7 protein-coding genes and 2 pseudogenes are annotated in these 8130 nt (G+C 62.7%); 3 read left to right on the top strand and 6 right to left on the bottom strand.

Annotated elements, in window-relative coordinates; genetic code table 11:
• Nucleotides 1-100: pseudogene (locus tag EN750_RS40590) on the top strand (methylenetetrahydrofolate reductase [NAD(P)H]); the annotation flags it as partial.
• Between the two features lie 474 nt (nucleotides 101-574).
• On the opposite strand, the gene EN750_RS09810 reads toward EN750_RS40590, so the two are convergent.
• Complete coding sequence (locus tag EN750_RS09810; RefSeq protein WP_127396298.1) at nucleotides 575-1492, bottom strand: DMT family transporter; 918 nt, start codon at nucleotides 1490-1492, stop codon at nucleotides 575-577.
• A 199-nt stretch (nucleotides 1493-1691) separates the two neighbouring features.
• On the opposite strand from EN750_RS09810, the gene EN750_RS09805 reads away from it, so the two are divergent.
• A complete protein-coding gene (locus tag EN750_RS09805) occupies nucleotides 1692-2912 on the top strand; it encodes an alanine racemase (RefSeq protein ID WP_013530936.1) in 1221 nt (406 codons plus the stop codon).
• 164 nt (nucleotides 2913-3076) lie between these two features.
• On the opposite strand, the gene EN750_RS09800 is transcribed toward EN750_RS09805, so the two are convergent.
• Complete coding sequence (locus EN750_RS09800) at nucleotides 3077-4258, bottom strand: lytic murein transglycosylase (protein WP_127396297.1); 1182 nt, start codon at nucleotides 4256-4258, stop codon at nucleotides 3077-3079.
• A 346-nt stretch (nucleotides 4259-4604) separates the two neighbouring features.
• Nucleotides 4605-5405 (bottom strand): GH25 family lysozyme, encoded by an 801-nt coding sequence (locus tag EN750_RS09795; protein WP_127321779.1) that lies wholly within the window; start codon nucleotides 5403-5405, stop codon nucleotides 4605-4607.
• Between the two features lie 228 nt (nucleotides 5406-5633).
• Here EN750_RS09795 and EN750_RS09790 point away from each other — a divergent pair, with 228 nt between their 5' ends.
• On the top strand, nucleotides 5634-7013 hold the full coding sequence (locus EN750_RS09790; RefSeq protein WP_127396296.1) for a serine hydrolase: 1380 nt from the start codon (nucleotides 5634-5636) through the stop codon (nucleotides 7011-7013).
• A gap of 16 nt (nucleotides 7014-7029) precedes the next feature.
• Here the strand turns inward: EN750_RS09790 and EN750_RS09785 are convergent, their stop codons facing one another.
• The 3 genes and pseudogenes from EN750_RS09785 to EN750_RS09775 form a co-directional block, all read right to left on the bottom strand.
• The gene (locus EN750_RS09785) at nucleotides 7030-7338 is read right to left on the bottom strand and encodes a HigA family addiction module antitoxin (RefSeq protein ID WP_023813159.1); all 309 of its coding nucleotides are present in this window, start codon (nucleotides 7336-7338) and stop codon (nucleotides 7030-7032) included.
• Between the two features lie 9 nt (nucleotides 7339-7347).
• Nucleotides 7348-7644, bottom strand: coding sequence for a type II toxin-antitoxin system RelE/ParE family toxin (locus EN750_RS09780; protein WP_127396295.1), 297 nt, complete (start codon nucleotides 7642-7644; stop codon nucleotides 7348-7350).
• Nucleotides 7645-7754: 110 nt separating this feature from the next.
• Nucleotides 7755-8130, bottom strand: a pseudogene (locus tag EN750_RS09775) (SAM-dependent methyltransferase); the annotation flags it as partial.

Genomic DNA, 8130 nt, shown 5'->3' with positions numbered 1-8130 from the left:
CTTCTACACCATGAACCGCGCCGATCTGGTCTTTGCCATCTGTCATATGATCGGCATCCGCTCGCACGAGGCGGCGGCCGCCGGATCAGCCGCGGCATGAGAGTGGGTTGAACGACAAAAGGCCGGGAAAAACCCGGCCTTTTGAATTGGTTGGACTATTTGGGTGCTGGTCTTCCCCGCTTTGGCGGTCAGGGAAGGAAGCCCATAATAAGGGCTCCGATAAAGGCGAACGCAGCACAGATCATCAATGCGTTGATAGGCCTCGTGAGTCCCATGACATAGCCTCCTCTTAAAGAGCTATGTCACGGAGTCTAGGTTCATTTGTGCCACAGGCAAGCGGAAAATGTGCTGCATTGCGACGTGATTGTGAAATCCGCGACATGTCTTTTGCCGTTAGGCTTTGAAACTCCTAAGCAAAAACCGGCTTCAGGCCTGTGAATAAAATGTGGCCGACTCGTGTCGCTGCCGTGTCATGGCAGCGCTACCGCTGCGGAAGCCGAATTCAACTTTCGCGATGCGGGGGGCAATTGGGTGGTTAGAGCATCCTTTGCGCGTCCAGTGGACGCGCGGCGCTCTAACGTCGGCCGAACAACCGCCCGTCAATGGTGACGAGGCCGAGCGCGATCAGCACCACGCCGCCGATTTCGAACAGTTCCAGCCGCTCGCCAAGGAACAGGAAGCCGAGCAGCATTGCGCTGGCCGGTACGACAAGCGTGACCAGCGAGGCATTGGTGGCGCCGGCCGAGGCGACGAGGTTGAAATAGAGGATGTAGGCGAAGGCGGTCGACAGCAGCGCCAGTGCCAGCACCGCCGCCCAGACCGGCGGCGAGGCCGAGAACAGGCCGGATGGACCGTAGGTGAAGAGCACGATCGGGATCATGATGATGGTCGATGCCGTCAACTGTCCGGTGGCGATGATCGGCGAGGGCACGCCCCTGAAGCGGCGGGCAACCATCAGCGCGACGGCATAGGACAGCGAAGCCCCGATCAGCGCGAATTTGGCCCAGACCGGGCCGCCGAGCCCGGCAAGCAGGCCGGGGCCGATCATGACAGCCGTGCCGGCGATGCCGAGCGCAATGCCGGCGAGCTTGTTCCAGGACAGCTTTTCGTCCGATGTCAGCGCGTTGGCGAGGATCAACGTCCAGAACGGCGTTGTCGCGTTGAGCACCGAGGCGATGCCGGCTCCGAGCTCCGTCTGGCCGGCGAAGATCAGCGAGAAGGGCACGACATTGTTGGTGAGCGCCAGCAGGAAGAACAGGCCGGCATGCGGAAGCGCGAGGCGAAAGGACGGGCCACGCAGACCGAGATAGATCTGCAGCGCAATCGCGGCGATGGCGACGCGAAACAGCACCAGCACCAGCGGGGGGAGTTCCGCCACCGCGATGCGCGCAAAGAAGAACGAGCCGCCCCAGATCGCGCCGAGCAGCAGGAGTTGCCCCCAATCCTTGAGCGCCATCGGCCCGCGTGGTGCGGATGTCGCGGCCATTGCCATGTGAGTCGCCCTCCCAGACGTATGCCAGTCAGGCAGAAGCCATATCCGGTTCGGAGACAAGGGCCACCCGAAACGTGATTGAGGCAAACGCCTGCCGCCAAGACCTAGCGCCCCAGCGTCAGCCGTACGAGACACAGAATTGTTTTCATTAGCCGCTAGCTTGGATTAATTGTGCGCAGGCTAGATCAAGGATTCGTCGATGCAGCGATTCGAGAATGCCCGCGAGGCGGCACTGGCGCTTCGCCCGGACGATCCGGTCTATTGCTTCCGCCCCCAGGTGCTGATGGCGGATGCCAGGCAATTCATGGGCATGTTCCCGGGCAAGACCGCCTATGCGGTCAAGACCAATGGCGAGCAGATCGTGCTGAAGACGCTGGTCGAAGCCGGCGTTAAGGCTTTCGACGTCGCTTCGCCGGGCGAGTTCGCTGCCGTGCGTGCCGTCTCTCCCGATGCCGAGATGCTCTACATGCATCCGGTCAAGGCGCAGTCGGACATCAAGCTGGCGCTGGAGAAATACGCCATCCGCGTCATTTCGCTGGATCACGAGGACGAGATCACCAAGCTGACGCGAGTGGTGCGGGCACTCGACATCGACCCGGGCTCGATCAGCGTGTTCGTGCGGGTGCAGACCAAGGGCCATGCCGCCTACGAACTGTCGAAGAAGTTCGGCGCCGGGCCGGCCTATGCCGTCGAACTGGCCGAGCGGCTGAACCGCACCGGCTACAAGGTTGGCCTGTGTTTCCATGTCGGCAGTCAGATCGAGGATCCCGACACCTATGAGCGGGCACTGGCTTCCGCCGATTGGGTGCGCAACCGGCTGACCTTCGATATTGCCGGGCTCGACGTCGGCGGCGGTTTCCCCGCCGAATACGGCCATGACCCCAACCGCAAGCAGATCGAGATGCCGTCGCTCGGCCAGATCATGTCGCGGCTTTCGGGCGATCTGAAAGAGTATCAGTTCGACCAGATGCCGCTGGTGGCCGAGCCGGGCCGCGTGATCGTGGCGCGCTGCCTGTCGCTGATCGTGCGGGTGCTGCTGCGCAAGGGCAAGCGGCTCTACATCAATGACGGCATCTGGGCGTCGCTGTCGGATTCATGGACCGGAAAGATCACGCTGCCGGCGCGCTTCATTCCTGATCCGGCGATCCGCTCGCGCAATGGCGAGGAGAAGAACATCGTGCCGTTCAAGGTCTGCGGGGCGACCTGCGATTCCGTCGACATCCTGTCGCGGCCGTTCTGGCTGCCGGAAACGGTCGATACCGGCGACTGGATCGAGATCGGCCATATCGGCGCCTATTCGCTCTCGCTGCGGACCCGCTTCAACGGCTTTTACCCCGACACCTTCGTCGAGGTGACGACGCCGTTCGACGAGGGCGACGCGCCGCAGGGGTTTGCGAGTTTGGAGACAATGGCGGACTAAGTTTCTTCCTTCTCCCCTTGCGGGAGAAGGTGGCCTCGCGAAGCGAGGTCGGATGAGGGGTGGTCCAGGGAACGCCAACGCCTCACTCCGCTGGAACACCCCTCATCCGTCTCGGCGCTACGCGCCGATCCACCTTCTCCCACAAGGGGGAGAAGGAAGAGGAGCTACAATTTCCCCAGCAGCTCCGGCGTCGGCCAGCCATCCACCGGCAGGCCTAGCCGCATCTGCTCCTTGCGGATCGCCTCGCGGGTGTTGGTACCCAAAATGCCGTCGACAGTGCCGACATCGTAGCCTCTGACTTCGAGCTTGGTCTGCAGCGCCTTCATCTGCTCGTTGTTGAGGCCAGTCTCGGGATTGCGCGGATCGAACTGTTTTTCTCCCGCCAACCTGGCGGCGAGGTTGGCCGCGGTCAGCGCATAGGTGAAGGACTGGTTCCACTCAAGATAGACGTCGAAATTGTCATAAGCGAGGAAGGCGGGCCCCTTACGGCCCATCGGCAGCGCCAAGCCTGCCTTGAGGCCGTTGTCGACCAGCGGCGCGCCGCTGGGGTAGGTGACGCCCCATTGCGCCCACTGCGACAGCGGCAGCTTGTTGGTGCGACCGGTCTGGTCCCACGGCATGTCTTCGGGCACGCGGACTTCCTGGATCCAGGGCTGGTCGCGTTTCCAGCCGCGCGACAGCACTTTGTTGGCGGTGGTCATGATCACATCGGGCACGCTGCCGCGCAGGTCGATCTTGCCGTCGCCGTCGCCGTCGACGCCGCGTGCCAGATAATCTGAGGGCAGGATCTGCGTCTGGCCGATCTCGCCGGCCCAGGCGCCCCTGACATCGGCCGGCAGCACGCCGCGATCGATCAATTGCAGAAGCGGTATCAACTGAGGCCGAAACAGTTGCGGGCGCCGGCAATCATGCGACAGCGTCACCAGGGCGCTCAGCGTGTGGAAGTCGCCCTGCACGGCGCCGAAATCGGTCTCCAGCGCCCAGAAGGCGGCGATGATCGGCGCCTGAACGCCGAACTGCTGGTCGGCGCGGGCGAAGACATCCGCGTATTTCTTCATGTTCGCCGCACCTTGCTTCAGGCGATAGGCCGAGATCATGCGGTTGGAAAACTCGACAAAGGTTTGGGTGAAGACGCCCTGGGCGCGGTCGCGTGCCAACACCTTGTCGTCGAAGGTTGCCGCTTCAAGGGCGTCGAGACCGACAGTGCCGACGCCGGCCGCCTTGGCTTCCGCGGCGACGCCCTGCTTCCAGGCTTCGAAGTCGCCGCCGCATTCCTGCGCCATTGCCGGCAAGGCCGTGGCGCACAGGGTCAGCGCAGCCGCGAGGACTTGGAAACGCAGTCGCATCAGCTTCCTCTCGAAACGAATAGCGGGCAGTTGTTGTGCTCCCCCGGAGGCCCAACGCCCTGAATTGCCGGCGGCTGCACTCTTCACCGCTGGCTGTGTCGAAAAGCAGGCGGCAGGCCCTGTGTCAACGGTTCTTGTGCCGCAGCCCCTTATCTTCTGTGCCGTTGCACTGGCGACAACGGTGTTCTGCGGAGCTTCTTATCTCGGACGGACTCGCTGCCGTTGCACCGGTTCAACGGAAGCTCTGCTGGAGTGATTTGATCCATGGCGGTGCTGCCGTTGAACCGGTTCAACGGAAGCTCTGCTGGAGTGATTGATCCAGGGCGGTGCTGCCGTTGAACCGGTGTCAACGGGTGTTCTGCCGCAGCCACTTGTTCCAGGTGGCTTCACTGCCGTTGAAGACGTTGATGTCGGCCTTGCCGGTCATGCCCGGAATGATCCCGGTTCCTGTGTACTGCCAGAATGTGAAGGGGTGGCTGCCGTATTTCTCACGTGGATGGCCGGCGACAGAACGCAGCCAGTACGGATAGCCGCGAAACCCCGCCAGGCCGTTGTCGTCGAAGAAGTCGACCGAGGTGTAGATGATCGGCTTCTTGCCGTAGTGGCGTTCGACGATCTCGAGGAAGGTGGTCATCTCCGCGCGCACCGTGGCGGCGTCGGGACGCAGCCTGCAGGTCGGCGATTGTGGGTTCCATTCCATGTCGAGGACCGGCGGCATCGCCGAGCGATCGACGGGGACGTTGCGGATGAACCAGCGCGCCTGCACGGCAGCCGGGGTGCAGAAATAGTAGAAGTGATAGGCGGCGCGGGGAACGCCCGTAGCTTTGGTCCGGGTCCAATGCTCGTTGAAGTATTCATCGAAGCGATCGCCGCCCTCGGTCGCCTTGATGAAGGCGAAGGAGATGCCGCTGGCCTTGGCCGCCGGCCAGTCGACCGAGGTCTGGTATTTGGAAACATCGGTGCCGTGGACGGCATAGTTCCACGGCGCGCCGCTCTCCCATTCATGCGGCTTGGAATCGGCAAAGCGCGGCGCCCGGACAGTGACCGTCGGGCTGCTCGACGCCGACGGCGACAGTGGCGAGAGATCGTCTACTGTCGAGCACGCGCCAAGCAGCGCTAGCATAATGAGGCCCGCAAGACGGCGCATCGCAATTCCCGAGCCGGATTCAGCCGGTCGCTGATGGGTCTATACCTGATGGCCGGCTTGTGATTGGGCCCCCTCCGAGCGATCGCCCCACAGCATCGCTCAGCATATCCTGTGATCGCCGATCATGGTTGATAATCCGTTGATGGCGCTCGACAAGCATTGTGATTTGCGGAAGCAATGGCGGCAAATCGATGACATAAGGGGTCGCGCAGGGCCCGGAGGAAATAAATGCGGATCGTCGTCAAGATCGTCAGATGGCTGCTTGGTCTGATCGTGCTGGCGGTCGCCGCGCTGTTTGCGTGGCTATACATCGCGCCGCCCGAATTGATCCGCGTCGGTTCCGGCTATTCGGCCAAGATCGTCTGCTCGAATGTCTTCATCGCCGGCCGGGACGCCAATGAGGTGCTGGCCGTCGACGTGCAGGCGCCCGGGCATCCCCTGCTGCGGTTAATGCGTGTTTCGGTGGACAAGAACAGGGGAACGGTGTCTGCCGGCCTGTTCGGGTTCCTCGGCAAGAGCGTCGCTGTCGCCCGCGACGGGCTTGGCTGCGCTTCGGTTCCGGACGGCGATGTCGGCAAGGCGCGGCGGACCGCGATCCAAGCGGAGCCGTCGGCGGCCACCATGGGCGACCTGTGGCCGGAAGGCGAGCGGGTTGAGGCATCGCAGGATCCGGTTGTTGCCAAACTGCTCGACGATGCGGCGCTGACCGGCACCGGCATGCGGGCGGTGGTGGTGGTCAAGAATGGCCGCGTCGTCGCCGAGCGCTACGGCGAGGGCTTTTCCGCCAAGACGCCGCTGCTCGGCTGGTCGATGACGAAGACGGTGAACGCCGCCATCGTCGGTACGTTGGTCAAGGACGGCAAGATGGCTTTCGACGACAAAAACCTGTTTGCCCCGTGGAAGGCGGACGGCCGCGCCGCGATCAGCCTTGCCGACATGATGGCGATGTCGAGCGGGCTGGAGTTCAACGAGGATTATGGCGACGTCGCCGACGTCACGCGTATGCTCTATCTCGAGCCGGACATGGCGGGCTTTGCCGAATCCAAGCCGCTGGCTGCAGAGGTCGGCAAACAGTTTTCCTATTCGAGCGGCACAGCGGTGATGCTGTCGCGGCTCTGGCAGGACGCGGTCGGCGACAAGGCCAAGGCGCTGACATGGCCGCGCAACGCCCTGTTCGAGCCGCTTGGCATGCATAGCGCGGTGCTCGAGACCGACGAGCAGGGCACCTTCGTCGGCTCGTCCTATCTTTACGCGACCGCGCATGACTGGGCGCGCTTCGGCCAGTTCCTGCTGCAGGGCGGGGTGTGGAACGGCAACCAGATCCTGCCAACCGGTTTCGTCGACTGGATGCGCGAGCCGGCATCCGCCTCGAAGGTCTATGGCAAGGGTCAGTTGTGGATCGAGGCCCCGGGCGATGAGGAAAACCCCGGCGCCGGCGTCGCGGCAGGCCTGCCCAAGGACACGTATTGGATGGAAGGCCATGACGGGCAGACGGTCGCCATCATCCCTTCTGAGCAGTTGGTGGTGGTGCGGCTAGGGCTGACGCCTGCCAAGCTCGGCTACCGGCCGCAGACGATGTTGGGGGCGCTGATCAAGGCGCTGCATTAGCGCGGCGCAACTCTTGCTATGCAGCTGTCGCCAATGGCTTGGCGCGATCAACTCGCGCCCGCTCGTCGGGCGAGTTCATGACCTGCCAAAGATCGCTGCGGCGCTGGACGTTCAACCAGAAGTCCGGGCTGTTGCCGAACACCCGCGCCAGAATAAGCGCGGTCGCCGCCGTCACGTTGCGGCGGTCGTTGCACAATTCGTTCACATGCTTGCGCTGGACCCCCATCGCCTCGGCCAAAGCCGCCTGCGTCAGGCCAAGCGGCTGCATGAATTCTTCCGTGAGAATTTCGCCAACCGTTGCCGGCTTGCGTGCGGTCATCAACATGTTCTCACCTCATCTATAGCTGTGGTCGTCGAGATAGATGTCCGACGCCTCACCGCGGCCGCCGTCCCAGCGGAAGATCAGCCGCCATTGCTTGTTGACGCGTATTGAATGGAAGCCTTCGAGAATGCCGCGCAGCTTCTCGAAATGATTGCTGGGCGGCACACGCAAATCCTGATCGATCATCGCGTCGTCAATCATCTGGAGCTTGCGGAACAAACGGCTTTCGAGATCGGACGGAATGTTGCGAGAATGGGTGTCTTCCACGAAGAAGGCCCGCAGCCATTCAGCCCTGAAGCCGATGATCACCACATGCTTCCATGCATGTGAGATAGTGTACCGCTCTCGGGGTCATAAGGCAACGTTGATCCAACGGATCGTGGCTGCTTCGCCTTTATGTGCCTTTCCCACGGCAATATTCAGGAAGTGATCTTGATAACCGCCAGCCAGGCATAGCCGCGATAAAGCGTACGGAAACGGAAGCTTGCGCTGGTTCGCCGAGATTCCGATTCCAGCACTTCGCGCAACGATTCACGCGGCGCGACGTGGAATTTTTTCAGCCAGCCGCGCAGCAAGGTCCGGAACCAGCCGGGCAGGCCTTCCTGCTGGCCGAAATCGATGATGTGCAGCGAACCGTTCGGCGACAGGGCGGCAAGCGCTGCCGACACAGTTTTTTCCCAACCGGGGATCATCGACAGCGAATAGGACACGAAGACACGGTCGAAGCGTTCGACACCGAAGAGTGCACGGGCATCGAAATCGGTGGCATCGCCCCTTGCCAGCACGACGCGGCCG

The sequence above is a fragment of the Mesorhizobium sp. M7A.F.Ca.ET.027.03.2.1 genome (assembly GCF_003999175.1).
In the GTDB taxonomy this organism is placed as follows: domain Bacteria; phylum Pseudomonadota; class Alphaproteobacteria; order Rhizobiales; family Rhizobiaceae; genus Mesorhizobium.
Note: the sequence above shows the minus strand (reverse complement) of the source record. Positions and strands in the feature narration are given on the sequence as shown.